Source organism: Phyllobacterium brassicacearum (assembly GCF_003010955.1).
Taxonomy (GTDB): Bacteria; Pseudomonadota; Alphaproteobacteria; order Rhizobiales; family Rhizobiaceae; genus Phyllobacterium; species Phyllobacterium brassicacearum.
On record NZ_PGGO01000005.1, the window covers coordinates 93,353 to 119,133 of the forward strand.

General features: G+C 56.2%; 27 protein-coding genes. 17 read left to right on the forward strand and 10 right to left on the reverse strand.

The genetic code is table 11. The features are described 5' to 3' along the window. Nucleotides 1-62 precede the first annotated feature (62 nt). Genes gltA through gltX form a run of 3 tightly spaced genes read right to left on the reverse strand, consistent with a single transcriptional unit; the run spans nucleotide 63 to nucleotide 2,928 of the window. Complete coding sequence (gltA, locus tag CU102_RS08045; RefSeq protein WP_106710594.1) at nucleotides 63-1,355, reverse strand: citrate synthase; 1,293 nt, start codon at nucleotides 1,353-1,355, stop codon at nucleotides 63-65. Beyond that, the gene (locus CU102_RS29735) at nucleotides 1,348-1,491 is read right to left on the reverse strand and encodes a hypothetical protein (protein WP_166648343.1); all 144 of its coding nucleotides are present in this window, start codon (nucleotides 1,489-1,491) and stop codon (nucleotides 1,348-1,350) included. The genes gltA and CU102_RS29735 overlap by 8 nt, the downstream gene beginning before the upstream one ends. A 12-nt stretch (nucleotides 1,492-1,503) precedes the next feature. Beyond that, on the reverse strand, nucleotides 1,504-2,928 hold the full coding sequence (gene gltX, locus CU102_RS08050; protein ID WP_106710595.1) for a glutamate--tRNA ligase: 1,425 nt from the start codon (nucleotides 2,926-2,928) through the stop codon (nucleotides 1,504-1,506). A 179-nt stretch (nucleotides 2,929-3,107) separates the two neighbouring features. On the opposite strand from gltX, the gene CU102_RS08055 reads away from it, so the two are divergent. From CU102_RS08055 to CU102_RS08070, 4 genes are all read left to right on the forward strand, one after another. After that, entirely contained in the window at nucleotides 3,108-3,815 is a 708-nt protein-coding gene (locus CU102_RS08055; protein ID WP_133624440.1) for a DUF4131 domain-containing protein, read from the forward strand. Further along, nucleotides 3,812-4,114 carry a ComEC/Rec2 family competence protein gene (locus CU102_RS08060; protein WP_166648342.1) on the forward strand — a complete coding sequence of 101 codons (303 nt, stop codon included), beginning with the start codon at nucleotides 3,812-3,814 and terminating at the stop codon, nucleotides 4,112-4,114. The genes CU102_RS08055 and CU102_RS08060 overlap by 4 nt, the downstream gene beginning before the upstream one ends. 55 nt (nucleotides 4,115-4,169) lie before the next feature. Further along, nucleotides 4,170-4,631, forward strand: a complete 462-nt coding sequence (locus CU102_RS08065) for a ComEC/Rec2 family competence protein (RefSeq protein ID WP_106710598.1) — start codon at nucleotides 4,170-4,172, stop codon at nucleotides 4,629-4,631. A gap of 85 nt (nucleotides 4,632-4,716) precedes the next feature. Then, on the forward strand, nucleotides 4,717-5,208 hold the full coding sequence (locus CU102_RS08070) for a hypothetical protein (RefSeq protein ID WP_106710599.1): 492 nt from the start codon (nucleotides 4,717-4,719) through the stop codon (nucleotides 5,206-5,208). A gap of 25 nt (nucleotides 5,209-5,233) precedes the next feature. Here CU102_RS08070 and lexA read toward each other — a convergent pair whose 3' ends face one another. Together lexA and CU102_RS08080 are read right to left on the reverse strand one after the other, a co-directional pair. Further along, entirely contained in the window at nucleotides 5,234-5,950 is a 717-nt protein-coding gene (gene lexA / locus CU102_RS08075) for a transcriptional repressor LexA (protein ID WP_106710600.1), read from the reverse strand. Between the two features lie 173 nt (nucleotides 5,951-6,123). Next, nucleotides 6,124-7,155, reverse strand: a complete 1,032-nt coding sequence (locus CU102_RS08080; RefSeq protein WP_106710784.1) for a substrate-binding domain-containing protein — start codon at nucleotides 7,153-7,155, stop codon at nucleotides 6,124-6,126. Between the two features lie 445 nt (nucleotides 7,156-7,600). Between CU102_RS08080 and CU102_RS08085 the strand changes: the two genes are divergently transcribed. The 6 genes from CU102_RS08085 (at nucleotide 7,601) to CU102_RS08110 (ending at nucleotide 13,799) form a co-directional block, all read left to right on the forward strand. After that, a complete protein-coding gene (locus CU102_RS08085) occupies nucleotides 7,601-8,863 on the forward strand; it encodes an ABC transporter substrate-binding protein (RefSeq protein WP_106710601.1) in 1,263 nt (420 codons plus the stop codon). Nucleotides 8,864-8,970: 107 nt separating this feature from the next. Next, a complete protein-coding gene (locus CU102_RS08090) occupies nucleotides 8,971-9,918 on the forward strand; it encodes a carbohydrate ABC transporter permease (protein WP_106710602.1) in 948 nt (315 codons plus the stop codon). Continuing rightward, entirely contained in the window at nucleotides 9,918-10,748 is an 831-nt protein-coding gene (locus CU102_RS08095; RefSeq protein WP_106710603.1) for a carbohydrate ABC transporter permease, read from the forward strand. The genes CU102_RS08090 and CU102_RS08095 overlap by 1 nt, the downstream gene beginning before the upstream one ends. A gap of 11 nt (nucleotides 10,749-10,759) precedes the next feature. Continuing rightward, nucleotides 10,760-11,770 (forward strand): ABC transporter ATP-binding protein, encoded by a 1,011-nt coding sequence (locus tag CU102_RS08100; RefSeq protein WP_106710604.1) that lies wholly within the window; start codon nucleotides 10,760-10,762, stop codon nucleotides 11,768-11,770. Between the two features lie 88 nt (nucleotides 11,771-11,858). After that, the gene (locus CU102_RS08105) at nucleotides 11,859-12,641 is read left to right on the forward strand and encodes a ThuA domain-containing protein (RefSeq protein WP_106710785.1); all 783 of its coding nucleotides are present in this window, start codon (nucleotides 11,859-11,861) and stop codon (nucleotides 12,639-12,641) included. Nucleotides 12,642-12,749: 108 nt separating this feature from the next. Continuing rightward, nucleotides 12,750-13,799 carry a Gfo/Idh/MocA family protein gene (locus CU102_RS08110; RefSeq protein ID WP_106710605.1) on the forward strand — a complete coding sequence of 350 codons (1,050 nt, stop codon included), beginning with the start codon at nucleotides 12,750-12,752 and terminating at the stop codon, nucleotides 13,797-13,799. Here CU102_RS08110 and CU102_RS08115 read toward each other — a convergent pair whose 3' ends face one another. Genes CU102_RS08115 through CU102_RS08135 form a run of 5 tightly spaced genes read right to left on the reverse strand, consistent with a single transcriptional unit; the run spans nucleotide 13,800 to nucleotide 19,243 of the window. Further along, entirely contained in the window at nucleotides 13,800-15,008 is a 1,209-nt protein-coding gene (locus tag CU102_RS08115) for a molybdopterin molybdotransferase MoeA (RefSeq protein WP_106710606.1), read from the reverse strand. Between the two features lies 1 nt (nucleotide 15,009). Then, nucleotides 15,010-15,501 carry a cyclic pyranopterin monophosphate synthase MoaC gene (gene moaC, locus CU102_RS08120; RefSeq protein WP_106710607.1) on the reverse strand — a complete coding sequence of 164 codons (492 nt, stop codon included), beginning with the start codon at nucleotides 15,499-15,501 and terminating at the stop codon, nucleotides 15,010-15,012. After that, complete coding sequence (trpC, locus tag CU102_RS08125) at nucleotides 15,498-16,316, reverse strand: indole-3-glycerol phosphate synthase TrpC (protein ID WP_106710608.1); 819 nt, start codon at nucleotides 16,314-16,316, stop codon at nucleotides 15,498-15,500. The genes moaC and trpC overlap by 4 nt, the downstream gene beginning before the upstream one ends. A 2-nt stretch (nucleotides 16,317-16,318) precedes the next feature. Further along, complete coding sequence (trpD, locus tag CU102_RS08130; RefSeq protein ID WP_106710609.1) at nucleotides 16,319-17,338, reverse strand: anthranilate phosphoribosyltransferase; 1,020 nt, start codon at nucleotides 17,336-17,338, stop codon at nucleotides 16,319-16,321. A gap of 15 nt (nucleotides 17,339-17,353) precedes the next feature. Next, a complete protein-coding gene (locus CU102_RS08135; RefSeq protein ID WP_106710610.1) occupies nucleotides 17,354-19,243 on the reverse strand; it encodes a SurA N-terminal domain-containing protein in 1,890 nt (629 codons plus the stop codon). Nucleotides 19,244-19,408: 165 nt separating this feature from the next. Between CU102_RS08135 and tpiA the strand changes: the two genes are divergently transcribed. The 7 genes from tpiA (at nucleotide 19,409) to CU102_RS08170 (ending at nucleotide 25,716) form a co-directional block, all read left to right on the forward strand. Continuing rightward, nucleotides 19,409-20,176 (forward strand): triose-phosphate isomerase, encoded by a 768-nt coding sequence (tpiA, locus tag CU102_RS08140; protein ID WP_106710611.1) that lies wholly within the window; start codon nucleotides 19,409-19,411, stop codon nucleotides 20,174-20,176. A gap of 108 nt (nucleotides 20,177-20,284) precedes the next feature. Then, nucleotides 20,285-20,785 carry a preprotein translocase subunit SecG gene (secG, locus tag CU102_RS08145; RefSeq protein ID WP_106710612.1) on the forward strand — a complete coding sequence of 167 codons (501 nt, stop codon included), beginning with the start codon at nucleotides 20,285-20,287 and terminating at the stop codon, nucleotides 20,783-20,785. 210 nt (nucleotides 20,786-20,995) lie between these two features. Beyond that, nucleotides 20,996-21,682, forward strand: a complete 687-nt coding sequence (locus tag CU102_RS08150; protein ID WP_106710613.1) for a L,D-transpeptidase — start codon at nucleotides 20,996-20,998, stop codon at nucleotides 21,680-21,682. Nucleotides 21,683-21,827: 145 nt separating this feature from the next. Then, entirely contained in the window at nucleotides 21,828-23,456 is a 1,629-nt protein-coding gene (locus CU102_RS08155) for a CTP synthase (RefSeq protein WP_106710614.1), read from the forward strand. Nucleotides 23,457-23,512: 56 nt separating this feature from the next. Beyond that, the gene (locus CU102_RS08160; protein ID WP_106710615.1) at nucleotides 23,513-24,409 is read left to right on the forward strand and encodes a VOC family protein; all 897 of its coding nucleotides are present in this window, start codon (nucleotides 23,513-23,515) and stop codon (nucleotides 24,407-24,409) included. Next, complete coding sequence (gene kdsA / locus CU102_RS08165) at nucleotides 24,406-25,272, forward strand: 3-deoxy-8-phosphooctulonate synthase (RefSeq protein ID WP_208113801.1); 867 nt, start codon at nucleotides 24,406-24,408, stop codon at nucleotides 25,270-25,272. The genes CU102_RS08160 and kdsA overlap by 4 nt, the downstream gene beginning before the upstream one ends. Nucleotides 25,273-25,341: 69 nt before the next feature. Continuing rightward, nucleotides 25,342-25,716 carry a PRC-barrel domain-containing protein gene (locus CU102_RS08170; protein WP_106710617.1) on the forward strand — a complete coding sequence of 125 codons (375 nt, stop codon included), beginning with the start codon at nucleotides 25,342-25,344 and terminating at the stop codon, nucleotides 25,714-25,716. The last annotated feature ends 65 nt before the right edge of the window (nucleotides 25,717-25,781 follow it).

The window sequence follows — 25,781 nt, forward strand, 5'->3', positions numbered from 1 at the left end:
GCTCTTCATCAAAGAAAAAGGCGCCTGGTTGGCGCCTTTTTCGTCATCCGAGGTCCAACACGCTATTTGCGGTTCTCGACACTCACGTAATCGCGTTGCGTTGCGCCGGTATAAAGCTGACGCGGGCGGCCGATCTTCTGGTGTGGATCCTCGATCATCTCCTTCCACTGGGCAATCCAGCCGACCGTGCGGGCGACAGCGAACAGCACTGTGAACATGGTGGTGGGGAAGCCAAGGGCCTTCAAGGTGATACCGGAATAGAAGTCTACGTTTGGATAGAGCTTCTTTTCGATGAAATATTCATCTGTTAGGGCAATACGCTCAAGTTCCATGGCAACATCCAGAAGTGGATCGTCCTTGATGCCGAGTTCAGCGAGGACTTCACGCGTTGTCTGCTGCATGATCTTGGCACGCGGGTCGTAGTTCTTGTAGACGCGATGACCAAACCCCATCAGGCGGAACGGATCGTTCTTGTCCTTGGCGCGGGCAATATATTCCGGAATGCGGTCCACAGTGCCGATCTCGCCAAGCATGGTCAGCGCTGCTTCGTTTGCACCGCCGTGAGCGGGGCCCCACAGACAGGCGATACCGGCTGCGATGCAGGCAAAGGGGTTTGCTCCGGAAGAGCCTGCAAGACGAACGGTCGACGTGGAGGCATTCTGCTCGTGATCCGCATGCAAGATGAAAATACGGTCCATTGCGCGGGCGAGCACTGGATTCGGAACGTAATCCTCGCAGGGTACCGCAAAGCACATATGCAGGAAGTTGGTCGCGAAATCGAGATTGTTCTTCGGGTAAACGAATGGTTGGCCAATGTGATATTTGTAGGCCATGGCGGCAAGAGTCGGGATCTTGGCAATCATGCGGATCGAAGCGACCATGCGCTGATGCGGATCCGAAATGTCCGTCGAGTCGTGATAGAATGCTGACAGGGCACCAACCACGCCGACCATGACGGCCATCGGATGCGCGTCGCGACGGAAACCACTGAAAAAGCGCGACATTTGCTCATGCACCATGGTGTGATGCGTCACGCGATAATCGAAATCCGCTTTCTGGCTCTTGGTAGGCAGTTCGCCGTAAAGGAGCAGGTAGCAGGCCTCCAGAAAATCGCCGTGTTCGGCGAGTTGTTCGATCGGATATCCGCGGTGCAGCAAAATTCCTTCGTCGCCGTCAATGTAGGTGATCTGCGACTCGCAGGATGCCGTGGAAGTAAAACCCGGATCGTATGTGAATGCGCCGGTGTTCTTGTAGAGAGTACCAATGTCCACGACATCTGGTCCGATGGTCCCCTTCTTGATGGGTAATGCGAACTCATGACCATTCAGATCGATGTTGACGCTGTTTTCAGACATTGCCGTTCCTTTCTTGCTTCAGCTTGCGCTGATCCAGCGCAAAAGCACTTGCCTCAAGCGAGGTCGTATTCATGAATTTCTCAGGCACGACACCGTACTCGAAAGGCACGATGTTGCAATGCAAAAATGCACTCAATTTTGCCCGAGACTATCCTTTTATCCGGTCCTCTATCCGGCCCAATGATTCCTCCCTTCCAAGGACTGCCAAGACGTCGAAAACACCCGGTGACGTTGCTCTTCCAGTCAAAGCGGCACGTAGAGGTTGTGCGATTTTACCAAGCTTCAAACCTGTTTGCTCGGCATGCACACGCACCGCAGCATCAAGCGCTTCGGCGGTCCAGTCATCGACTGCAGAGAGGGCAGGCAGGACACCGGAAAGCACGCTCAGACCCTCCTCATTCAGTAGACCGGCGGCTTTTTCATCAAGCGTGAGAGGACGCTGCGCAAAGAGGTATTTGGCGCTGTCAGCGAGTTCAACGAGTGTCTTCGCGCGCTCCTTCAAACCTGGCATTGCGGCAAGCAACTGGCCTTTCGTCGTGTCGTTCAACCGCGCCATGATCTCCGCGCCGCTTTCGATCTCCGGCAGGACATCGATCATCGCTTTCACCAGATCTGCGTCGTCGGAAAAACGCATGTAATGGCCGTTGATGGCCTCGAGCTTCTGGAAGTCGAAACGCGAGGCACCGCGATTGATGTCCGAGATTTCAAACCACTCGATCATCTGTTCGTCGGACATGATCTCATCATCGCCATGGCTCCAGCCCAGACGGACGAGGTAATTGCGCAGCGCTGCCGGCAGGTAGCCCATCGCACGGTATGCTTCGACACCAAGGGCACCATGGCGCTTGGAGAGCTTTGCGCCGTCAGCGCCGTGAATGAGTGGTATATGACCCATGACTGGAACATCCCAGCCCATGGCGTTGTAGATCACCGTCTGACGAGCAGCATTGGTCAGATGGTCATCGCCACGGATGATGTGTGTAACGCCCATTTCGTGATCATCGACGACGACAGCGTGCATATAGGTGGGGTTGCCGTCTGAGCGCAGGATGATGAAATCATCCAGATCCTTGTTGGGAAACCGCACGTCGCCCTGTACCTGGTCGCGCACCAGAGTTTCACCTTCTTGCGGCGCCTTGATGCGGATGACCGGTTTGATGCCAGCAGGAGCCTCTTTCGGGTCGCGATCGCGCCAGCGACCGTCATAACGCGGCGGACGACCTTCGGCCCGGGCCTTTTCACGCATTTCCTCGAGCTCGGCCGGGGAGGCATAGCAATAATAGGCCTTGCCCTTGGCGACGAGTTCTTCTGCGACTTCACGATGACGTGGCGCGCGCTCGAATTGCGAAACTGCATCACCGTCCCAATCCAAACCGAGCCATCTCAAACCATCGAGAATGGCTGCTACCGCCGCCTCCGAAGAGCGCTCGCGGTCCGTGTCCTCGATGCGAAGCAGCATCTTGCCGCCTGTATGCTTGGCATACAGCCAGTTGAAAAGCGCGGTGCGGGCTCCGCCAATGTGCAGGTAGCCGGTCGGGGATGGGGCAAAACGGGTAACGACTGAAGATGACATGGGTACTCCGGGGGAGGCGCGGCGTATTAGCCGAACGTCCAATCGAATTGATCTGGCGTTCATGTAGCATAGCAACGCTGTGGTGCAAGGGTATTGGGGAACCTGGAGGCAAATGGAAGGTCCTGTTGCCACGACGAAGACGAGCGAGCGGCTCTTCTTCCTCCACGGAAATGCCGCCTGTGGACTCGCTCCTCACGATGGTAGCGGCGGATGCTGCAGCAATCGACGACAATCGCTTTGCCATAACAGTACCCGAGCGCGAAGGGTTTGCACGCTCGCAAATCAGTTCCATACGTCGCGCGGTCCCAACGGTTCTCAACAGCGAAATGGAGCGCGGTAAACTGTTCTTGCTTGTGCCGGTTTTTACCGGCACCGGTGCCATTTTCTATTTTGCCGCTGCCACAGAGCCGAGGCTCAGCGCAATATTGTGTGGACTGACGGCCGTTGCAGGCCTGCATGCTCTGGCGCATGCGCGCGCCATGGCGCGCCTCCTCCTTCTGCTATGTATCGCGATCATTGCCGGTATGCTCTGCGCAAAGCTCGAAACCATACGATCCAGCACCAGAATGCTTGGCTCTGAAATTACGACCCGCATTACTGGCCGTATCGTGGCTATGGCGAAGGATGCCAAGGGCGGATGGCGGGTGACAATGGACGTTATCTCGACGACGCGGCCTGCGCTTCGCTACGGACCCGATCGCGTCGTCGTTTCCGCCAGAGCACTGCCGCGCAACGTCAAGATTGGTGACGGCCTGTCCGCTCTCGTCCATCTGCGACCCCAGTCGGGCCCGGTGCGCCCGGGCAATTATGACTTCGCCTTTACAATTACTATCGGGGTATTGGAGCCAACGGCTTCCTGTTGGGAAGGGCGGACATCGTCCCGGTGACTGCCACGACACGTCCCGCGATTTTGGTCGCGATCGCAAATATCAGGCAACAGCTGACCTTGCGTATCCTGCGTAACATTAAAGGAGAGCCAGGCGATATCGCCGCATCATTGATCACGGGCCAGCGCGACGGTATCAGTGATACCACCAACAACGCGATGCGGTTGAGCGGCCTTTCGCATATCCTATCGATTTCCGGCTTTCACATGGCCCTGGTTGCTGCAACGATAATCGGTTCGCTGCGTGCCATTCTGGCACTCTTACCGGGCTTCTCGGCTCGCTATCCGGTAAAAAAGTAGGGGACAGAATAGGGGGGTATCCCGAAGAAGCTTCCCGTTGTTAGCTACGCTCCCGATGAAAGCAGCAAGACATATCGGGGCCATCGCGATGACATCACTCGTTGCCGGTAGCGTGAGTTCGATTTTCGCTGCTTACCATTTCAACAATACCGCTCCATTTGGACTTATTGGCAATGCGCTTGCACTTCCGGTGATCTCGACGCTTGTCATGCCTTTTGCTGTGCTCGGTTTGCTCGCCATGCCATTCGATTTGGATTGGCTGCCATTTGCTGTCATGGGCTACGGGATTAAGGCCGTGATAGCAGTTGCCCACATGGTTGCTTCTCACTCCCCAAGCGGCAATCTCGGTTTGATGCCGCAGGGAACCCTGATCTGCATGAGCATCGGTCTCGTACTGTCATTCGCATTTTCAACTCGTTTGCGGCTATGCGGCATCCCCCTGATGCTGGGCGCGGCTATCTGGATGATGCGAGCGCAGGAACCGGACATCGGGCAAGCTTGTCGCACTTCGAACTGAAAGCAATAGCCTGGCGGTCAATAGGTCCCACAGTAGCGCTTTTACACTGAACAACTGGCAACAGGGATATGCAGCAAATGTCGTGATGGGGCCACTGAGGGGCGAAGCAAATCCTGAAGAAACGCAGTTTACCTGTACAGGCAAGCTTTGCACCGCGCGCGAGCAAGGCGGCCTGATCATTGCCTATACGGATGATGTGGCACAAAGGGCGTCGGCCTGTGCCGAGGGTGACATCGTTATTCTGGCCTTTGCGGGCCCGGAAGCATTCTGCAGCGAGAAGGCCACGTTGGTCATCACCAAACGCGACCTCGCGTTGCATGGAAGCGCCGAAATCAGGTTGCACGCGTCTCGCCGCCAACCGTTAAATCTCTTGGGCGAGGCGGGCACCATCACCTCTACGCAACAGCTCTTTCCGCAGGCATATACTGAGCACATTGAACGGCTGGTTTCGGCGACCGTTACCTACGCGGTAGGGCCGCCTGATCGCCCGTGGAACAGCTACCGAATCTATTCTCGGGCCGCCCGAAATCTCGCAAACTACGACTCCCGTCAGACCCGGGACGCGAATTCGGAGTAGAAGATTGCAAGATCAATGACTCGTTCTAGTAGCGGCGGATCAGACCAACCAGCTTTCCTTGCACCTGTACCCGATCCGGGCCGAAGATCCGGGTTTCATAGGCCGGATTCGCAGCCTCCAAGGCGATGGAAGCACCCTTGCGCCGGAAACGCTTTAGCGTTGCTTCCTCATCATCGATCAGAGCAACCACGATCTCGCCCGGATTGGCAGTGTCGCTGCGCTTGATGACCACCGTGTCGCCATCGAAGATCCCGGCTTCGATCATCGAGTCGCCCTTGACCTCGAGCGCATAGTGTTCGCCATTGCCGATCATGTCCGGCGGCAGGCCGATCATGTGGGTCTGGTTCTGAATTGCGGAAATCGGCACACCGGCAGCGATGCGGCCCATGACGGGAATGCTGACGATGGTGGAGGCCGAGTCATCTACGGAGCGCGTCTGTGGACGGGGAGGGGTGACATTCCGCCCAAGACTGCCTTCGATAACGCTTGGCGAAAATTTCTTCTGGGCGTTGAGCCCCGGCGCAATGGAGTCCGGGAGGCGCAGCACTTCCAGCGCTCTGGCCCTGTTTGCAAGCCGGCGAATAAAGCCCCGCTCTTCCAGGGCCGTGATAAGCCGGTGGATGCCGGACTTTGAGGCAAGATCCAGAGCATCCTTCATCTCGTCGAATGATGGCGGGATGCCCGTCTCCTTCAGGCGCTCATGAATGAAGAGCAGAAGTTCATGTTGTTTACGCGTGAGCATGGGCGATCCTTTTGAACGGAATCGAAAAAACAAAACCAGAACAAACACTATCTGTTCCAGTTGTGTTCCACAAGACTTAATATGTGGTGTACGCCGCGCAAGGAGGATGTGATTTTACCAATTTGTGTGTTTGGGAGCTCATTCGTCCGTTAGCCGAAATGTTGCAAAATGCCCTAGCGCTCGCCGGGACTTACAGGAGGCCCGCTTGATTGCCGCAGAATGAGTTCGACAGGCCAGACCTCGTGGATGTCTTCGACGGGCTCGCCGTCGAGAACCCGCACGAGCATCTCCGCAATACGCGTGCCCGCGGACCGGATGGACGAGCGCGTCGTTGTCATCGACGGCACCATGTTGCTGGCATTGAGATAGGGAAACACATCGTCATGGGCGATGATGGAGACTTCCTTGCCGAGCTCATAGCCCTTTGAACGAATGGCACGGAATACACCCAGCGCGGTCATCATGGAGCCCGCAATAATCGCCGTTGGGTGCGGGGAGTAGGATAGAAGTCGTTGTGCCTCGCGGAACCCGATTTCGTCGGAAAACCGTTCGTGCACGATGAAACGCGGGTCAACCGGCACTCCACGTCCCTGCAAGGCCTCGCGATACCCAAGTTCGCGATGTTCGGAGAATGTATGCCCTCTCAGACCATCGATCATGGCGATGTGCTTGTGACCAAGATCAAGGAGGTGGGAAGCGGCCTGACGGAAGGCACCGGCATTGTCGATGTCGAGCCATGCGTGCGGTGCTTCGATGTTCGTGCGTCCATGCAGCACAAACGGGAACTTTTCCTCGATCAGCATGGTAACCCGTTCATCCATAAGGGTGGGGCCGGTGACGATGATCGCATCCACGCGTTTGCTGGAAATAAGACGTCGGTAGGCCGATATCTCATCATTGTTGGTAACTGGGCTCATCAGGAGGTCCATTTCATCCTGAGACAGGCGTTCGGCCAGCCCGGAAAAAAACTCGCTGGTGTGTGGACCAAAGCGCTCGCTCCGGTCGTTCGGCATGAGAATGCCAATGGCACCCACGCGTCCGATGGCGAGGCGGCGGGCATTGACATTGGCGCTATAGCCGAATTGCGCCGCTGCCCGGCTAACGCGCTCGCGTGTGGCTTTGTTCACTTCTGGATACCCGTTCAGGGCGCGACTGACTGTCGTCTGCGATAAGCCCAGTTGTTCAGCCAATTCCTTGAGTTTCATAGCAAGCGATCCAATGGTCCCGGTGCATTTCATCGGCCCCGAAAACGGCGGCCGTATCAGATATGACTCGAAATTACGAACATAACTATAGCACAAATTCAAAGCGCTTTGAACTTTAGTATGAATCTTACTGCTGTCAACGTTCCTGATGCCATGTGGGCGTCACTAAAGTGTGCAACAAATGATGTTATGAAAGATCATTAACGTACTGCAAAATAAACACTTTGTGCGTTAGTGCGCTGTAGGCTATCTTGGCGGTGTTCGAGTTGGGAAAAATGCGGCTTGACAGGTCGCCATGCCTTTGTCATTTTTCATTCAAAGCGCTTTGAATTTTGTCAGATTGATGCGGTTTCCAAAGCGGTTTAGGAGGAAGTTGTACACGAGAGGGGCCATCGCCGCAGAGGGTGCGGGCGCCTGAGTCCATCAGATTTTTCGGGAGGAAATCATGATAGCAAAGTCATTTGTTACGACCCTTTTGGCCACCACTTTGCTGGCTTCCGGGGCATTCGCGGCCGATCTTTCTATCGTATCGGGTGATACCGGCAATGGTCGGGAATTCCTGCGCAAGCAGCTCGATCGTTTTGAAAAGGAAACCGGCAACAAGGTCTCCATCGTTGCCATGCCGGCCAACAGTTCGGACAATTTCGGGCAGTTCCGGCTCTGGCTCGCTGCCGGCAATACGGATATTGACGTCTATCGTACCGACGTGATCTGGGCGCCGCAGCTGGCCGATCAGTTTCTCGATCTGAAGGATGCCGCGAAGGATGTGATTGATCAGCACATTCCATCGATCATCGAAAGTCAGACGGTGAATGGCAAGCTTGTTGCGATGCCTGTGTTTACCGATGCTCCAGCGCTTTACTACCGCAAGGACCTTCTCGAAAAATACAAGAAGCCCGTTCCGAAGACCTGGGATGAGATGGCTGCGACTGCCAAGGAGATCCAGGATGGTGAACGAGCCGCCGGTAACAAGAGCATTTATGGCTATGTTTTTCAGGCCAATGCTTATGAAGGACTGACTTGCAATGCTCTTGAGTGGGTGAAGTCGTCTGGGGGAGGGCAAATTGTCGAGGCTGACGGCACGATCTCCATCAACAATCCCGACGCGGCGGTGGCTATTGATCGGGCCAAGGGTTGGATAGACACGATCTCGCCGAAGGGTGTGCTTGCATACACAGAAGAAGAAGCACGTGGTATCTGGCAGACAGGAAATTCCGTCTTCATGCGCAACTGGCCGTATGCTTATGCACTTGCAGGCAGCGACGACAGCACGATTAAAGGCAAGTTCGACGTTGCTCCATTGCCTAGCGGCAAAGAGGGGCAAAACTCGGCAGCAACGCTTGGTGGTTGGAATGTGGCTGTTTCCAAATACTCGAAATCACCAGAGGAAGCCATCAAGCTGGCCTTGTTTCTGAGCTCAGCAGACGAGCAAAAGGCCCGGGCGCTTTCCCAAGCCAGCATGCCAACGATCAAGTCGCTCTACGACGACAAGGATATTGCCGCCGCACAGCCGCTGATTCCTAATTGGAAGCCGGTTTTCGAGAATTCTGTGCCGCGCCCATCTGCTCCAACCAAAGTCAAATACAACGAAGTCTCCAACATGTTTTGGAGTGCCGTCCACGACACGTTGTCGGGCAACGGCACTGCAGCCGATAATCTTGAACTTCTGGAAGCGAAGCTGACGGAACTTCAGGGGGGTAGCTGGTAGCCCCTTGCCAGCGAAGGGCACGGTGCGGGTGATTCAGAACCTCCCGGATTTAACCCGCACCGCTTGCCTGCTTGAGTACTCCCGAAACTGGTTAGACGGGCAAAATAATGACGCCTCACGCCGCACGTTCAGAGCTATTACGGCAGCGCGCCCGGTCAGCGCGGCTGTTTCTCGTTCCAATGATCTTGGCACTCGCCATTGTGGCCGGCTGGCCATTGCTTAGGACGATCTATTTTTCCTTCACCGACGCATCGCTGACCAACATGAGCGCGGCGAAATGGGTAGGGTTCAAAAACTACCTTTCCTGGGTCCAGTTGAAGAGCGGCCGCACGATTTATTCGGGCCTGCTCGTCGACCCGGCCTGGTGGAATGCCGTCTGGAATACCGTGCGTTTCAGCGTCATCTCGGTAGCGCTTGAGGCGTTCTTCGGAATGATCGTTGCCCTCGTGCTCAATGCCGAATTCAAGGGCAGGGGCATTGTCCGCGCCGCCATCTTGATACCTTGGGCGATCCCGACCATCGTGTCCGCCCGCCTGTGGGGGTGGATGCTGAACGACCAGTTCGGTATTCTGAACGATCTCTTCATGCGGCTGGGCATTATCAGCCAGCCCATCGCCTGGACCGCCAGTGCCGACACAGCCATGACAGCCGTGTTGATCGTGGATGTCTGGAAGACCACACCCTTCATGGCACTGCTGATCCTTGCCGGCTTGCAGATGGTTCCAAAGGACATTTACGAGGCGGCGCATATCGACGGCGTTCACCCGGTCCGGCAGTTCTTTCGCATAACGCTGCCTTTGATCAAACCGGCGCTGATGGTCGCGATCATCTTCCGGTTGCTGGACGCCATGCGCATTTTCGATCTGATCTATGTGCTGACACCAAACAGCTCGCAAACAAAAACCATGTCCGTGCTGGCACGCGAAAACCTGATCGAGTTCGACAAATTTGCCTATGGCTCGGCCCAGTCAACCATGTTGTTCCTCGTCATTGCTTTGATGACTATCGTGGCGATCTGGCTCGGCCGCGTGCGTATGGATGGAGGAGACCGCTGATGTTCTGGAACCTCACCAAAAATATGGGTTTCTATGCACTCGTGGTTCTGATTGTCGTTCTGGCGGTGTTTCCATTCTACTATGCGATCATCACCAGTTTCAAATCTGGCAGCGCGCTGTTCACCGTCGAATACCTTCCGACGTCGTTCTCGCTGGACAATTACACGTCGGTTATCAGCGCCGGCAGCTTCAGCCGCAATCTGCTCAATTCGGTGATTGTATCTACTCTGGTCGTCCTGCTGGCATTGCTGATAGCCGTGACTGCATCCTTTGCTCTGGCCCGCGTACGGTTTCGCGGCCGATCAATGCTGCTGCTCACGATCCTGTCGGTCTCCATGTTTCCGCAAATCGCAGTCCTGGCCGGACTATTCGAAGTGGTCCGTTTCCTGGGTCTGTACAACACCCTGTGGAGCCTGGTGTTCTCCTACACGATTTTCACGCTGCCTTTCACTGTCTGGGTCCTGACCACGTTCATGCGGGATCTGCCAATTGAAATCGAGGAGGCGGCAATCGTGGATGGTGCAACGCCCTGGGTTATCATTACCAAGGTGTTCCTGCCGCTGATGTGGCCGGCGATGGTGACGACAGGACTGCTTGCTTTCATCGCGGCGTGGAATGAATTCCTGTTTGCGCTCACCTTTACCTCGTCGACTGAAACGCGAACGGTCCCCGTCACCATCGCGCTCCTGTCCGGTGCAAGCTCGCATGAGATTCCGTGGGGCACGATCATGGCTGCCTCAGTTATCGTCACCGTACCGCTCGTTGTTCTCGTCCTGATCTTCCAACGCAAGATTATCTCCGGTCTCACCGCCGGCGGCGTCAAGGGCTAAGGAGTCCTCACATGACAGCACTTCATCTCAATAATGTCCGCAAATCCTTCGGCACATTCGACGTCATCAAGGGGGTTGATCTCGAAATCAGCCCAAGTGAGTTCATGGTTTTCGTCGGTCCTTCCGGCTGCGGAAAGTCAACATTGCTGCGTCTGATAGCCGGACTCGAAGATATCACGTCGGGCACGCTCGCCTTTGACGACAAGGTTGTCAACAGCCTGACGCCGTCGCAACGCGGCATCGCGATGGTGTTTCAATCCTATGCGCTCTATCCGCATATGACGGTCTTCGACAACATGGCCTTCGGCCTGAAACTCGCCAAAGGCGATGCTGGAGAGATCAAGCGGCGGGTGCAAGAGGCGGCGGAAATGCTGCAGATAACAGCTTATCTTGACCGCCTTCCGAAGCAGCTTTCGGGTGGACAGCGACAACGCGTTGCCATTGGTCGCGCCATTGTTCGCGATCCCAAGGTGTTTCTGTTTGACGAACCCCTTTCCAATCTCGATGCTGCCTTGCGGGTGCAAACTCGGCTTGAGATTGCCAAGCTGCACGCCAAGATGCACGAAACGACGATGATCTATGTGACGCACGATCAGGTCGAGGCGATGACGCTGGCGGACCGCATCTGTGTGTTGCGCGATGGGATTGTCGAGCAGGTCGGCACGCCGCTGGAGCTTTATGAAAAGCCACAATCGATCTTCGTTGCGGGCTTCATAGGCTCGCCGAAGATGAACTTCCTGACCGAGAAGCACGCCGATACCTATAGGACCCATATCCTCGGAGTCAGGCCGGAACATCTGCAGATCAAAGAGAAAGACGGAACCTGGGACGGTAAGCTCATTCTGTCCGAGAACCTTGGTTCGGAGACCTATCTTTACATCGACATTGGGGCGAAGGACCCGCTCGTCGTCAGGCAGGACGGCACCGCGCGTCAGCAGCCAGGCGAACGGCTCTACATTTCGCCAATCAATGACAATGTCCATCGTTTTGACCAATCCGGCAGGCCGGCAGCTTCTCATTAGCAGAAGAAATTGGGCAACGAATGCGCCGGTAATCCGTTGCCCCTTTGAAATCCTCCCAACGGCACATGGTATGAATAGGAATACGAAAATGACCATCCGAACACTCGTCTGGGGCGAAAATGTTCATGAAAAGGTGAACAAGACCGTCGCTGAGATCTACCCCGAAGGCATGCACAACCAGATCGCCAAACTCCTGGCTTCAGATGGCAATATCGCCGTCAAGACCACGACCTTGCAGGAACCGGAGCATGGTTTGTCCGACAAAGTCCTTGACGAGACTGATGTCCTGATCTGGTGGGGGCACCGTGCCCATGGCGACGTCGCCGATGAAATTGTTGAGCGTGTTGCGAAACGCGTATGGGAGGGCATGGGCCTGATTGTCCTGCACTCCGGGCACTTCTCAAAAATCTTCAAGCGGTTGATGGGTTCACCCTGTGCGCTGCACTGGCGGGAAGCTGGCGAGCGCGAACGGCTCTGGGTGGTCAATCCCGGCCATCCCATTGCGAAGGGCTTGCCAGCCTATTTCGAGCTCGAGAATGAGGAAATGTATGGGGAGCCGTTTTCCGTACCCGAACCACTCGAAACAGTCTTTGTGTCGTGGTTCCAGGGCGGAGAAGTGTTCCGTTCGGGCCTTACGTATCGAAAGGGGGCCGGCAATGTGTTCTACTTCCGCCCCGGGCATGAGACATATCCGACCTATCATGATGAGACTGTCGGCCTCGTCCTGCGCAATGCGGTGAATTGGGCATACAATCCCAATCGCTACCCGGAGATCACAACCGCGCCGAACGTACCGGTTGAAAAAGCACTGGAGCCAATCGTTGCACGCGGCGGCAGCTTGCATGAGGCTGGCGAGGAAGGTTTCCGCTAGGTAGCGGCTTACAACGGGGCGGCCGCTTTGAACCGCCCCGTTTGACCTGACATTTCGATGCCGGCGCGTTGGTAGTCGCGCGGCACTGTTCAATTAAGGACTGGACCAATGCGTCTTTTGATCTTGGGAACCGGCCATATGGCCAACACGCACGCCCGACATTTCATTGAAATCGAAGGCGTGACGCTCGCAGGTGCAGTCGATGTCGACCCAGCCCGAGCGGAAGCTTTTCGCGAGAAATACAGTATCGAACGAGCGTTTACCTCGCTCGACGACGCGCTCACCTGGGGCGAGTTCGATTCGGTGGCCAATGTAACGCCGGATAGCGCGCATCATGCAACGACGCTGAAATGCCTGACTGCTGGCAAGCATGTCTTTTGCGAAAAACCATTGGCTACAAATTATCAGGATGCGCTCGAAATGGCAGAAAAGGCGGAAGCTGCCAATCTGGTCGGCATGGTGAACCTGACCTACCGCAACGTCGCGCAGCTGCAGGCCGCCCGGAAACTGGTGACAGGCGGGGAAGTTGGCAAGATCAGGCATGTCGAGGCGTCCTACCTGCAGAGTTGGCTCGTTTCGAAGCAATGGGGAGACTGGCGTACAGAAAGTCAGTGGCTGTGGCGTCTTTCGAAGAAGCACGGCTCCAATGGTACGCTGGGCGATGTTGGCGTGCACATTCTCGATTTCGTTGTCTATGGCACCGATACGGAAATTGACGAGGTCTTTTGCCGGCTCAAGGCATTTGACAAGGCGGATGGCAACCGTATTGGCGAATACGACCTTGATGCCAATGACAGCTTCACCATGACGGTGAGTTTCACCAACGGCGCGCTCGGTGTTGTCCATTCAAGCCGCTGGGCCACAGGTCACGTCAATGAGCTGCGTCTTCGGGTTTACGGCGACAAAGGCTCGTTCGAAGTGGTGCACCGCCATGATGGTTCAAAACTGCTAGCCTGCCTTGGTGATGACATCGAAACCGCAACTTGGAAAGAGATTGAGGTCGAGCCGGTTGCGACGAACTATCAGCGATTCGTCGAGGCAGTTGGACAGGGCAAGGTTCTGGAACCCTCATTTCTGCACGCGGCCAAGTTGCAGAAGGCTCTCGATCTCGCCAATGTCACCGAAAGCGACCGCAGAGAACACCGTCTGGAAAATTGACTATCGCAGCATCAACACGTCGCATGCCGAACCAGCCTTGCTGGCGGCGGCATGCGGCTTGCGGATGATCAGCCCATCGGCATCGGCCATGAATTTCAGCATCGATGAATCCTGTACTGCAAATGGAGTGGCCGTCAGCGTACCGTCGGCTGCCATCGTCACGCGAGCCCGGACGTAGTCCTGACGCTGGTCGTTGGTTCCCATATCGCTTCCCAGAATGGCGGTCCGTAAATTCGGGGCGTGTGGCAACCCCAGCATGGCGCGGATGAGCGGGGTGAGGAAAATGTGGGAGCAGATCAGGCTTGAGACGGGGTTTCCCGGAAGACCCAGGATTTGCATCCCATCGAGCCGCCCGAACATCAACGGCTTGCCGGGGCGAAGCGCGATTTTCCAGAAATCGAGTTCCATGCCGCGCGCGGCCAGAGCGGGTTGGACGAGGTCATGATCCCCGACCGAAGCGCCGCCAAGCGTAACGAGTATGTCTGCGCTGGCATCGATGGCCCGATCGAGGGCATCGCTCAATGCCTCAAGACGATCTTCGGCTATTCCAAGATCAATGGGGACGCCGCCCGCCTCGCGAACGATTTCCGCCAGGCCATAGCTGTTAGATGCAACGATCTGGTCCGGTCGAAGGGTTTCGCCCGGGCTGACCAATTCGTCGCCTGTTGCGAGGATGGCCACGCGAGGGCGTCGCACCAAGGGCACAACTGGATGATTGGCAGCAGCGGCAAGGGCGAGGGCGGCCGGATCGAGGACCCGCCCCGCATCGAGCAGCAGATCGCCTTCCTCAAAATCCAGTCCGGCCTTTCGGATGTTCTTCCCAAAGGTGATGGTTTCGACGATCGCGACCTGTTCGCCGCTCCGAACCGTGTTTTCCTGGATCACAACGCTGTCCGCGCCTTGCGGCAATGGTGCACCGGTAAAGATGCGCACAGCTTCACCTGCGCTGACGACACCGGAAAACGCATGCCCTGCAGCAGACTGGCCGATCAGTTTCAATGTGGCCGGTATCGTTGCCACGTCCGCTACCCTTACGGCGTAGCCGTCCATGGCCGAGGCCGCAAAGGGTGGCTGCTGCCGCTTGGCACGCAAATCCTCTACAAGAACTCGTCCGCCCGCTTCGCCGAGGGGAACCATTTCGGTGTCGAGCTTTCGGGCTCCGCCAAGAATTCGCGCTAGCGCCTCAGCAACCGGAAGAAGACCTGCCATGTTAGTTCTCGCTTGCGCCTACCGACCAGTCGCCTGATTTTCCGCCGCTCTTCTGCAAGAGGCGAATGTCTTGGATGGTCATGCCTTTATCGGCAGCTTTTGCCATATCGTAGATGGTAAGGCATGCTACCGAAACGGCCGTCAGAGCTTCCATTTCCACACCCGTCTTGCCGGTCAGCTTGACCGTGGCGACCACATGCAAACCCGGTAAGGCCTCATCGGCTTCAATGTCGACCGAGATTTTGCTCAAGAGCAGCGGATGGCAGAGCGGGATGAGATCATGGGTCTTCTTGGCGGCCATGATTCCTGCAATTCGTGCCGTGCCGATAACGTCACCCTTGGCAGCGTTACCCGATTTGATAAGCGTCAACGTGGCGGATTGCATCTTCACGGAGCCTTCCGCGACGGCGACACGTACTGTTTCGGCCTTGTCGCCAACATCCACCATCCGGGCCGCACCCGTCTCGTCGAGATGGGTAAGCCTGGTGCTCATGCTGCGTCCGTCTGCGTTTCCGCCGTGCTGTGCAATAGCGCCTTGGTCGCAGCAGTTACATCCTGCTGCCGCATCAGGCTCTCTCCGACGAGAAACGTCCCGATGCCGGACTTGGCAAGACGCTGGCAATCGGCATGCGTAAAGACGCCGCTCTCGCTGACCAGGAATTTCGCCGGCGGCACCATCATCGCCAAGCGCTCCGACACTGCCAGATTAACCTCAAAGGTCCGCAGATTCCGATTGTTGATGCCGAGCAATGGTGACGACAGGCGCAGCGCGCGTTCCGTCTCCGCCTCATCATGCACCTCGACAAGCACGTCCATGCCGAGTGACATCGCCGTCTCTTCGAGGGCTTTGGCGACGTCATCAGTAACGCTTGCCATGATGATGAGAATGCAATCGGCCCCCCAGCTCCGAGCCTCAAACACCTGATAGGTGTCGAACAGGAAATCCTTGCGCAAAGCCGGAAGGCTTGTCGCCCCACGTGCGGCCTGCAGAAATTCCGGTGCGCCCTGAAACGACGGTCCGTCGGTCAGAACCGAAAGACAAGCGGCGCCGCCCAGCTCATAGGCCTTGGCTAATTCTGGAGGGTTGAAATCCGGCCGGATCAGGCCTTTCGACGGACTGGCCTTCTTGATTTCGGCAATGAGGGCAAATTGTCCGGCGGTGCGCTTCGCTTGAAGTGCATCAAGAAAGCCGCGTGGTGCCTCCTGGTCCTGCACCCGCGCCTTTAACTCTTCGACAGTTACACTTGCCTTGGCCGCCGCGATCTCATCGCGTTTATAGATTTCGATCTTTCGCAGAATATCAGCCATGCTCAGCTGGCCTCGCTATTGGATACGTGGACGAGCTTTTTTAGCACATTTCGCGCCGCACTGCTGTCGATGGAATGGGCGGCCATTTCGATGCCGGTCTTGAGGTCTGACGCAACTCCGGCAATGACCAGACCTGCGCCTGCGTTGAACAGCGTGATGTCCCGGTAAGCGCCGTGCGCTCCATCGAGGACAGAAAGCAGGGAAACGGCGTTTTCGTCCGCTGTACCGCCCTTCAAATCCTTGGGATCAACAAGCCGCAAGCCAAAGGACTCCGGATCGATCTCGAACGTTCGGATCGTTCCATTCTCAAGGGCCGCAACTTTGGTCACACCTGCTGTTGTGATTTCATCCAGTCCATCGCCATGAACGACCCACACGGATTCGGATCCGAGATTCTTCAGAACATGGGCAACCGGTACCACCCATTCGGGGGCAAATACGCCAACGAGCTGGCGTTTGACGCCTGCGGGATTGGTAAGAGGACCAAGCAAGTTGAATATTGTCCGCGTACCGAGTTCGACACGGGCGGGCCCGACGTGTTTCATCGCCGGGTGATGCATTGGCGCGAACATGAAGCCGATGCCGGCCTCTTCGATACAAGTCGCAATCAGCTCCGGACCGATTTCGATATTGATGCCAAGCGCAGCAAGCGTGTCGGCGGCGCCAGAACGCGAAGAGAGGGCCCGGTTGCCATGCTTTGCAACCGGCACACCGGCGCCTGCCACCACGAAAGCTGCACAGGTCGAGACATTGTATGAGCCCGATTGATCGCCGCCGGTCCCAACAATGTCGACCGCATTACTGGGAGCGTTTACCTTCAACATCTTTGAGCGCATGGCGTAGACAGCACCTGCGATCTCATCAATGTTTTCGCCGCGCACTCGGAGTGCCATCAACAAAGCGCCGATCTGCGCCGGTGTTGCCTGTCCTGACATCATGATGTCGAAGGCCTCAACAGCTTCCTCGCGGGAAAGGGCTTTACCCGCCGCTGCAATGCCGATGAAACGTTTCAACTCTGCCATTGCTTCTCTTCCGGTTTAACGGGCAAGCGCCTGATTGATGACGGTCTGGTTGATGGTAACTGGATAGACAGTCTGCAATTGCGCTACCAACTGGTCGAGCAGATCATCGGCGAGCCGAGACGAGAATGCTTCCCGTTCGACAGTTGTTACCGATTCCGGTCCGACATTGGCCGGTTCGATCGACTCGGCGACCTTGAAAATGAGCTTCGATCCATCGGATGCCGACTCTGTCACTCCGACAAGTCCTTGCGGACCATCAAATACCGACGCTACGCCGCCTTCTCCGAGGTCGACATCCTTGCTTCCGCGGGTGATGCCGCGCTTCGTGTCTTTCGTGAACTTGAACTCGGCCGCGATGTCGTCAAGCGAGGTTCCGTCGGCGACGCGTTTGCGAACTTCCTCGGCCTTCTCATTGAGACGTTTTTCAAGTTCGGCGGTTTTCCAGTGCTCGATGACGCGGGGTTTTACCTCATCGAGTGGCCGTTCGCGCGCGGGGGTCACACTGTCGACATCGTACCACAGATAGCTGTTCGTCCCGAGATTGAACGGTTCGTTGTCAAAGCCGACATCGGCCTGGAAGATGGCCGCAAGCTGATTATCGTCAAACGGGAGATTTGCTACTTCCTTCTCATCGGGACCGCGGCCCGTCTGATCGATGGCTTCAATCGTTACCAGCTTGAGATTTTGCTTTGCTGCGGCTTCCGACATGCTCGCGCCCTCGGCACGGGCGTTTTCGTAAGCATCGTGAACATCAGCAATATCCGAAGCTGCCTGCGTCAAGGCGATGGTCTCGCGGATATCCTGTTCGACCTCCGCAAGCGGCTTGACCACTTCAGGGGTGATTGCAGAAACACGAACGATGACAGGGCCAAAACCACCTTTCAGGACGTCGCTGACACCATTGGCCTGGAGGCCAAAAATCGGATCGGCGATTGACTGATCGGGGAGGGCAGTCTTCGGGAATGTCCCGAGACGAACGTCATCCATGGTCTTGCCTTCAGCCTTGACGATGTCCTCGAAACTTGTCCCCGCGACGATCTTGTCGTGAGCGGCTTTCGCCGCATCATCATTGGCGAAGGTCAATTGTTCGACTGTACGGGTCTCGGGCGTCGAGTAGCGGGCAATGTTCTTGTCATATTCTGTCTTGATCTCTTCAGGCGTCACGCTTGCCGGATTTGCGATATCCTTTGGTTCGAGCTTGACATAGCTGACCTTGCGGTACTGAGGCGCGCTATAGGCTTCCTTGTTTGCCTCGAAGTAGGCCTTCAAGTCATTATCGCTGGGATCGGCAATATCGGAAACAAAGCTCTTTGGCATGGAAACGTAGTCGACTGTCCGCGACTCGCCCTTATAAATAGCAACGGCTTTGAGCAATGTGTCGGGCACCTTGATCCCATCGGCGACGGCTTCTACGATCTGTTGGCGGCGGGCTACCTGCGCACGGTTATCAAGATAGTTCTGGGCACTCATACCGGCGTTACGCAACACGGCGTCAAACTGGGCAGGGTTGAAACGGCCGTCGGCTCCCTGGAAAGCCGGATCCTCTGCAGCGAGTTGCGCCAGCCGATCCTTCGAGAGCCCCAGCGACATGGTCCGTGCCTGCTCGTCGAGAACAACGCCTGCAACCAGTTGGGCCTGCACCTGATGACCAATTCCGATGGCATCAGCCTGTTCACGCGTCAGCCGCTGCCCGAAACGCTGCGAAAGCGCGGCGAGCTGACGATCATACGCCAGGCGATAATCAACCGGCGAAACTTCGGAGTTGCCGGCACGAATTGCCGCGTTTCCTCCGATGGCGCCAAGTATGGTACTGGAGACACCCCATCCGGCAAAGCTGATCACGAGAAGGCCCATGAGTACCTTGACCACCCAGGTCTGTGCAACGTTGCGGAGAGAGTCGAGCATATAAAGTCACCGTGTCAGTCAAGAGGCTTAATTGAATCCAATGGGGAATAGCGTGATGCAAGGCTTGTGTCGATTGCTTTATCGAGTGAATTTGGTAGCTAGAGCAAGTTTTGCCTGTTGAACGATCGCAGAAAATCGCCAAAACCATTAACTAAGGAAGATCCAATGACCCCTGACGTCCGCCCGCTTGTTGCTGGTAACTGGAAAATGAATGGCACGGGGGAGTCGCTCGACGAATTGCGCATGATCGTCAACCGGCCCAATTCCGCCATTGGCGAGAAAATCGATGCATTGATCTGTGTCCCGGCAACGCTCGTGTTTCGAGCAGCGCAATCCGTCGAGGGCGAGGCCTTGAGCATCGGCGGCCAGGATTGTCATTTCAAGAAGTCCGGCGCCCATACTGGCGATATTTCTGCGGAGATGCTGAAGGATGCCGGCGCATCGCATGTCATCGTTGGCCATTCGGAGCGCCGGACTGATCATGGAGAAACGGATGCTGTGGTTAATGCCAAGGCCAAGGCTGGTTGGGATGCGGGTCTCGTCGCCATTATTTGTGTTGGTGAGACGGAAGCACAGCGGAAGGCGGGATCGACGCTGGACGTCATATCCACCCAGCTCGCCGGTTCGATTCCCGACAATGCCAATGCACGCAATACAATCATTGCCTATGAACCGGTGTGGGCAATCGGAACGGGCCTAACGCCCACTGCCGATGACGTACAGCAGGTGCATGCCTCAATCCGGGCGGCGTTAGAGAAGCGTTTTGCGGCTGATGGCGGTAAAATGCGCATCCTGTATGGCGGCTCTGTCAAACCTGCCAATGCGGTCGAGCTTCTGGGCGTGGCGAACGTTGATGGAGCGTTGGTTGGCGGGGCAAGCTTGAAAGCTGCCGACTTCCTCGCCATCTGTGAGGCCTATCATTCTCTTGAGTGACGGGAAAACCACGAAAAGCGCAAGAAAACTGTCGCCTGACGGGCTTGGTTTATTAACAGATACGGTGTAAAGAGCCGCGTCCGATACCTAGAAAGCAGAAAATCGTCCATGCAAACCGTCGTTATCGTCATTCACCTTCTGATTGTGCTTGCCCTCGTTGGCGTCGTGCTTATGCAGCGCTCTGAAGGCGGTGGTCTCGGAATTGGCGGCGGCTCCGGCTTCATGACGGCACGCGGCGCCGCGAACGTATTGACGCGCGCGACTGCCATTCTTGCCACAGGTTTTTTCATCACGTCGCTGGCGCTCGGCATTATGGCACGCTACGGCGAAAGCCCTACTGATATTCTTAATCGAATTCCAACAACGACAGGTAATCAGCCCGCTGGCCAGCAGCCACCAACAAGTGGTGGTGTCCTTAATCAGCTGGGCGGCCCATCGTCGAACAATGGTGCGCCAGCATCCGATACGCCGGCTGCACCGCCAGAATCGGGCTCAGCTGCGCCTGGAACGACCGTCCCGGCAGCTCCCGAATCAACACTGCCGGCGCCAACAGCTCCGGTTACACCTGCGCCAGCGCAGCCCGCGAATCCCGTTCCGAATTCACAGTAAGAACGTTCGCGTGTAGAATACATTCCGGCGGCGCAACAATGTGTTGCGCTTCCGCAACCGTTGCCGATGAAGAATCATTGAAGCTTATTCTTCACGGCGATTTGCATTGAGAAGAATCCGGTCTTCGGATATCGCGATATCAAGTTGGCCTTGGGGGCCGGGCAAAACGCCGCGAGGGCGTTGTGCAATCTATGCGGGAAATATTGAACTATGCTGTCACGTCGCACTCTGCTAGTAGGAATGTCAGTCTTGGCGCTATCTGGCCCGGCATCCGCAGAACCGATCCTCAAGAGAATACTGAACCCGTTTGGCGGCGAGCCCTCTCAGCCGGCGGTAGTTCCGGATGCGGAGGTCAAGCCGATCGAAGTGGCCGAGGTACGCAAGCCTGCGAACCAAACCAAGGCGGCCAAGGCAAAAACCAAATACGGTATTGACCCGAAGTATATGCCGCAGGATGTTGCCTTCTCGGGTTACAAGCAGGGCACCATTGTTATCGATCCAAAGGCGAAGTTCCTTTACCTGGTTGAATCGCCATTCTCCGCACGCCGCTATGGTATCGCTGTCGGCAAGGAAGGGCTGGAATTCAAGGGCACCGCAACCATCCAGACAAAGCGCGAATGGCCGCGCTGGATTCCGACCAAAGAAATGATCGAGCGCGAACCCGCGCACTATGCCAAGTATGAAAACGGCATGGATGGCGGTCCGGGCAATCCGCTTGGCGCGCGCGCCTTGTATCTGTCTCAGGGCAACAAGGATACGCATGTCCGCATCCATGGCACGATCCAGCCTTGGACCATTGGAAGCTCGGCGTCGAACGGTTGCTTCCGCATGGTCAACGATCATGTCATCGATTTGTATAACCGCGTCAGTGTAGGCACGGAAGTGATTGTTCTGTAAGAGCAATCTCTGAATATGTTGAAACGGCCAGACCTTGCGTCTGGCCGTTTTGTTTGAATGGAAAAACATTTGGGACGGGAAAAACGGCGTTAACGCCGATTTTTTTGTGGCCAAATCACTCACAAAGGACTAACGAGATAAGCCCATGGCCCGATATGTTTTCATCACTGGCGGCGTGGTTTCTTCCCTCGGAAAAGGCATCGCTGCTGCCGCTTTGGCGGCGCTCCTGCAGGCTCGTGGATACCGTGTTCGGATTCGCAAGCTCGATCCCTATCTCAACGTCGACCCCGGTACGATGTCACCGTATCAGCACGGCGAGGTCTTTGTGACCGATGACGGGGCCGAGACTGACCTTGATCTTGGTCACTATGAGCGCTTTACCGGGCGTCCCGCCAACAAGCAGGACAATATTACCACCGGGCGCATCTATCGAAACATCATCGAAAAGGAACGGCGGGGCGATTACCTCGGCGCGACGGTTCAGGTGATTCCGCACGTCACCGACGAGATCAAGAACTTCATCGTCGAAGGCAATGAGGACTATGATTTCGTGCTGTGCGAAATCGGCGGCACAGTGGGCGATATTGAAGCGATGCCCTTCCTCGAAGCGATCCGCCAGCTTGGCAATGATCTGCCGCGGGGCAGCGCCGTCTATATCCACTTGACACTGATGCCCTATATACCGGCGGCAGGGGAACTCAAGACCAAGCCAACGCAGCACTCCGTCAAGGAACTCCGCTCGATCGGCATTGCACCGGATATCCTGCTCATCCGCGCTGATCGCGAGATTCCGGAATCGGAACGTCGCAAACTGTCGCTGTTCTGCAATGTTCGCGCATCTGCTGTCATTCAGGCGCTCGACGTCGATACAATCTACGACGTGCCGATGGCTTACCATAAGGAAGGCCTTGATTCGGAAGTGTTGGCGGCCTTCGGCATCGATCCGGCGCCAAAGCCGCGCATGGAACTTTGGGACGAGGTCAGCCACCGCATCCATAATCCCGAGGGCGAGGTCACGATTGCCATCGTCGGCAAATATACCGGCCTCAAGGATGCTTACAAATCACTGATCGAAGCGCTTCATCATGGCGGCATGGCCAACAAGGTGAAGGTTAATCTCGACTGGATTGAATCGGAAATTTTCGAACAGGAAGATCCGGCACCTTACCTCCAGAAGGTCCATGGCATTCTGGTACCGGGAGGCTTTGGCGAGCGTGGGTCGGAAGGCAAGATCTTGGCTGCCAAGTTTGCACGTGAAAAGAAGGTTCCGTATTTCGGCATCTGCTTTGGCATGCAGATGGCGGTGCTGGAGGCGGCCCGTTCGCTTGCAGGCGTTGAGAAGGCGTCTTCATCCGAATTCGGCCCGACGAGCGAACCGGTTGTCGGCCTGATGACGGAATGGCTCAAGGGCAACATGCTGGAGAAGCGTGCTCAGTCAGGCGATCTTGGCGGCACAATGCGGCTTGGTGCCTACGAGGCATTGCTGAAATCCGGCACGCGCATCGCCGATATTTATGGTTCGACCGAAATCTCGGAACGCCATCGTCATCGCTATGAAGTGAACATCGATTACAAGGACCGTCTGGAAGAGTGCGGACTGGTGTTCTCAGGCATGTCGCCAGACGGCGTCCTGCCGGAAACGATCGAATACCCGGATCATCCCTGGTTCATCGGCGTTCAGTATCATCCGGAACTGAAGTCGCGTCCGTTCGAGCCCCATCCTTTGTTTGCCTCGTTTATCCACGCGGCAATGGCGCAAAACAGGTTGGTTTGATCGCGAATTCGGGGTGTGACTTGAATTGCACTACGCATTGAGGCACATCCTTACCTATGAGTACTTCGTCACCCCGTGAGCCCCGTCCAGTCGATCATTTGGTCCTGCCGACCGGGGATCTCGATGCCGCGCAATCACGCCTGGAGCGACTCGGCTTTGTAGTCGCGCCGGTTGGCAGACATCCATTTGGCACCGAGAATGTCTGTGTCTTCCTGGGCGATGACAGCTTTCTGGAGTTTCTTGCCATTGGGCAGCGGGAAACGTGCGAGGCAGAAGCTAGAAGTGGCAACGTTTTTGTTGCGCGCGATCAGGCGTACCGCTTCCGCAACGGTAATGAAGGATTTTCCGCCCTTGTCGTTGGAACACAGGATGCAATCGGGGATCACGACGCTTTCGTGAAGGCCGGCATATCTGCCGGTGCCATGCTGAATTTCTCGCGCCCGTTCCGAACACCGGATGGCAAGGAAGACACCGCCGGCTTCCGCCTCGCCTTTGCTGCAGATTTGCGCGCGCCCGACGCATTCTTTTTTACCTGTGAGCGTGTCAACACCCCAAAAGTCGATCGCACGGCACTTCAGACGCATGAAAACGGTGCTGTGGCTCTGCGTGAGATCGTCTTGTCTGAAGTCAATCCAACGGATTTTCAGTATCCGCTGCAGGACGTCATCAACCAGCGCGATGTGAACGCCCATTCCTTCGGTATAGATTTGCGTGCAGCCAATGCCAATGTCACAGTGTTGACGCCGCAAGGGTTGCGGTCATTCTTTGGTATTGAAGCGTCGACAACCGAACGTGGTTTGCGTCTGCAAGCCTTCGTGCTTGCGGTGCGTGATGTAGCAGCCGTTGAAACCTTGCTCTCGCAGAACAATATTCCCTTCGAAAATCGTGGCTCCCGCCTGATTGTGCATAAGGCACCAGGGCAGGGCGCTGCCATCGCATTTGAGGCCCTTTGATGTCCCTGAATTCCACTGTTTTCGCCGGTAACGTCGCATTCTCGAACGCTGCGCAATTGTCGCTGATTGCCGGTCCCTGCCAGATGGAAAGCCGCCAGCATGCGTTCGACATGGCGGGCGCGCTGAAGGAACTGACGGGCAAGCTCGGCATCGGACTCGTCTACAAGTCTAGTTTCGACAAGGCAAATCGCACATCTCTGATCGGCAAGCGTGGCTTTGGCCTCGAAAACTCGCTACCGGTATTTGCCGATATCCACAAGGAACTCGGGCTTCCGACACTGACCGATGTGCATACGGAAGAGCAGTGCGCCATTCTTGGCGAGGTCGTTGATGTGCTGCAGATACCAGCCTTTCTGTGCCGCCAGACCGACCTTTTGATCGCTGCGGCCAAGACAGGCAAGGTTGTCAACGTCAAGAAGGGTCAGTTCCTGGCCCCTTGGGATATGAAGAATGTCGTTGCGAAAGTGTCGGAAAGCGGAAATCCGAATGTGATGGTTACCGAGCGTGGCGCTTCGTTCGGCTACAATACGCTGGTCTCCGATATGCGTTCGCTGCCGATCATGGCAGGCATCGGCGCGCCGGTGATCTTTGACGCCACGCACTCGGTTCAGCAGCCGGGCGGGCAGGGCGGATCGTCGGGCGGCCAGCGAGAGTTTGTCGAGACCTTGGCGCGGGCTGCAGTCGCCGTCGGCGTCGCCGGCGTCTTCATTGAAACGCATCAGGACCCAGACAACGCACCCTCCGATGGCCCGAATATGGTGCCGATCGACCAGATGCCACGATTGCTTGAAACGCTTCTTGAATTTGATCTGATTGCAAAGAGGGCCAGCCTAAGGCCAGAAAAGTTCCAGCCGAAAAAATAAAGTTTATATGCAACCCTGCACAGCCGTTGGTCATTACCCTTTCATGCAAATCAGAAAGGAGCGAGCAATATGCCAACCAAATCAGGACATACTACAGCCATTCGCGCTTCCCGCGTTATTGGTACCAACGTTTACAACGGTACCGGCGACAAGGTCGGTGAAATCGAGGATGTCATGCTGGACAAGACAGCGGACAACATCATGTTCGCGGTCGTTGGTTTTGGCGGTTTTCTCGGCGTGGGCGAGAAGTATCACGCAATCCCATGGAAGTTGCTGGATTATGACGAGAATGCCGGTGGCTATGTTGTGCCGTTTACCAAGGAGCAGCTGGAACAGGCGCCTGCCCATGGTATCACCGAACTGACGGAGAATGACGGCCGCCGCGTGCGCGATATGTCGTTCTCATACTACAAGGTCGATGCGCCGGCTCAAAACCTCTACTAATCTCCTGCAAGGCCGTCACTTTGACGGCCTTTTTTCTTTTTTGAATCACAATTCGCCTTTGTGGG

What these genes read in the sequence shown, in the direction of transcription:
- CU102_RS08085 (WP_106710601.1), top strand. Translation starts at nt 7,601, where the DNA reads ATGATAGCAAAGTCATTTGTTACGACCCTTTTGGCCACCACTTTGCTG.
- CU102_RS08100 (WP_106710604.1), top strand. Translation starts at nt 10,760, where the DNA reads ATGACAGCACTTCATCTCAATAATGTCCGCAAATCCTTCGGCACATTC.
- CU102_RS08160 (WP_106710615.1), top strand. Translation starts at nt 23,513, where the DNA reads ATGAGTACTTCGTCACCCCGTGAGCCCCGTCCAGTCGATCATTTGGTC.
- CU102_RS08135 (WP_106710610.1), bottom strand. Translation starts at nt 19,243, where the DNA reads ATGCTCGACTCTCTCCGCAACGTTGCACAGACCTGGGTGGTCAAGGTA.
- trpC (WP_106710608.1), bottom strand. Translation starts at nt 16,316, where the DNA reads ATGGCTGATATTCTGCGAAAGATCGAAATCTATAAACGCGATGAGATC.
- trpD (WP_106710609.1), bottom strand. Translation starts at nt 17,338, where the DNA reads ATGGCAGAGTTGAAACGTTTCATCGGCATTGCAGCGGCGGGTAAAGCC.
- lexA (WP_106710600.1), bottom strand. Translation starts at nt 5,950, where the DNA reads ATGCTCACGCGTAAACAACATGAACTTCTGCTCTTCATTCATGAGCGC.
- CU102_RS08090 (WP_106710602.1), top strand. Translation starts at nt 8,971, where the DNA reads ATGACGCCTCACGCCGCACGTTCAGAGCTATTACGGCAGCGCGCCCGG.
- CU102_RS08065 (WP_106710598.1), top strand. Translation starts at nt 4,170, where the DNA reads ATGAAAGCAGCAAGACATATCGGGGCCATCGCGATGACATCACTCGTT.
- tpiA (WP_106710611.1), top strand. Translation starts at nt 19,409, where the DNA reads ATGACCCCTGACGTCCGCCCGCTTGTTGCTGGTAACTGGAAAATGAAT.
- CU102_RS08095 (WP_106710603.1), top strand. Translation starts at nt 9,918, where the DNA reads ATGTTCTGGAACCTCACCAAAAATATGGGTTTCTATGCACTCGTGGTT.
- moaC (WP_106710607.1), bottom strand. Translation starts at nt 15,501, where the DNA reads ATGAGCACCAGGCTTACCCATCTCGACGAGACGGGTGCGGCCCGGATG.
- gltA (WP_106710594.1), bottom strand. Translation starts at nt 1,355, where the DNA reads ATGTCTGAAAACAGCGTCAACATCGATCTGAATGGTCATGAGTTCGCA.
- CU102_RS08070 (WP_106710599.1), top strand. Translation starts at nt 4,717, where the DNA reads ATGGGGCCACTGAGGGGCGAAGCAAATCCTGAAGAAACGCAGTTTACC.
- CU102_RS08150 (WP_106710613.1), top strand. Translation starts at nt 20,996, where the DNA reads ATGCTGTCACGTCGCACTCTGCTAGTAGGAATGTCAGTCTTGGCGCTA.
- CU102_RS08115 (WP_106710606.1), bottom strand. Translation starts at nt 15,008, where the DNA reads ATGGCAGGTCTTCTTCCGGTTGCTGAGGCGCTAGCGCGAATTCTTGGC.
- CU102_RS08105 (WP_106710785.1), top strand. Translation starts at nt 11,859, where the DNA reads ATGACCATCCGAACACTCGTCTGGGGCGAAAATGTTCATGAAAAGGTG.
- CU102_RS08155 (WP_106710614.1), top strand. Translation starts at nt 21,828, where the DNA reads ATGGCCCGATATGTTTTCATCACTGGCGGCGTGGTTTCTTCCCTCGGA.
- CU102_RS08080 (WP_106710784.1), bottom strand. Translation starts at nt 7,155, where the DNA reads ATGAAACTCAAGGAATTGGCTGAACAACTGGGCTTATCGCAGACGACA.
- CU102_RS08170 (WP_106710617.1), top strand. Translation starts at nt 25,342, where the DNA reads ATGCCAACCAAATCAGGACATACTACAGCCATTCGCGCTTCCCGCGTT.
- secG (WP_106710612.1), top strand. Translation starts at nt 20,285, where the DNA reads ATGCAAACCGTCGTTATCGTCATTCACCTTCTGATTGTGCTTGCCCTC.
- gltX (WP_106710595.1), bottom strand. Translation starts at nt 2,928, where the DNA reads ATGTCATCTTCAGTCGTTACCCGTTTTGCCCCATCCCCGACCGGCTAC.
- CU102_RS08110 (WP_106710605.1), top strand. Translation starts at nt 12,750, where the DNA reads ATGCGTCTTTTGATCTTGGGAACCGGCCATATGGCCAACACGCACGCC.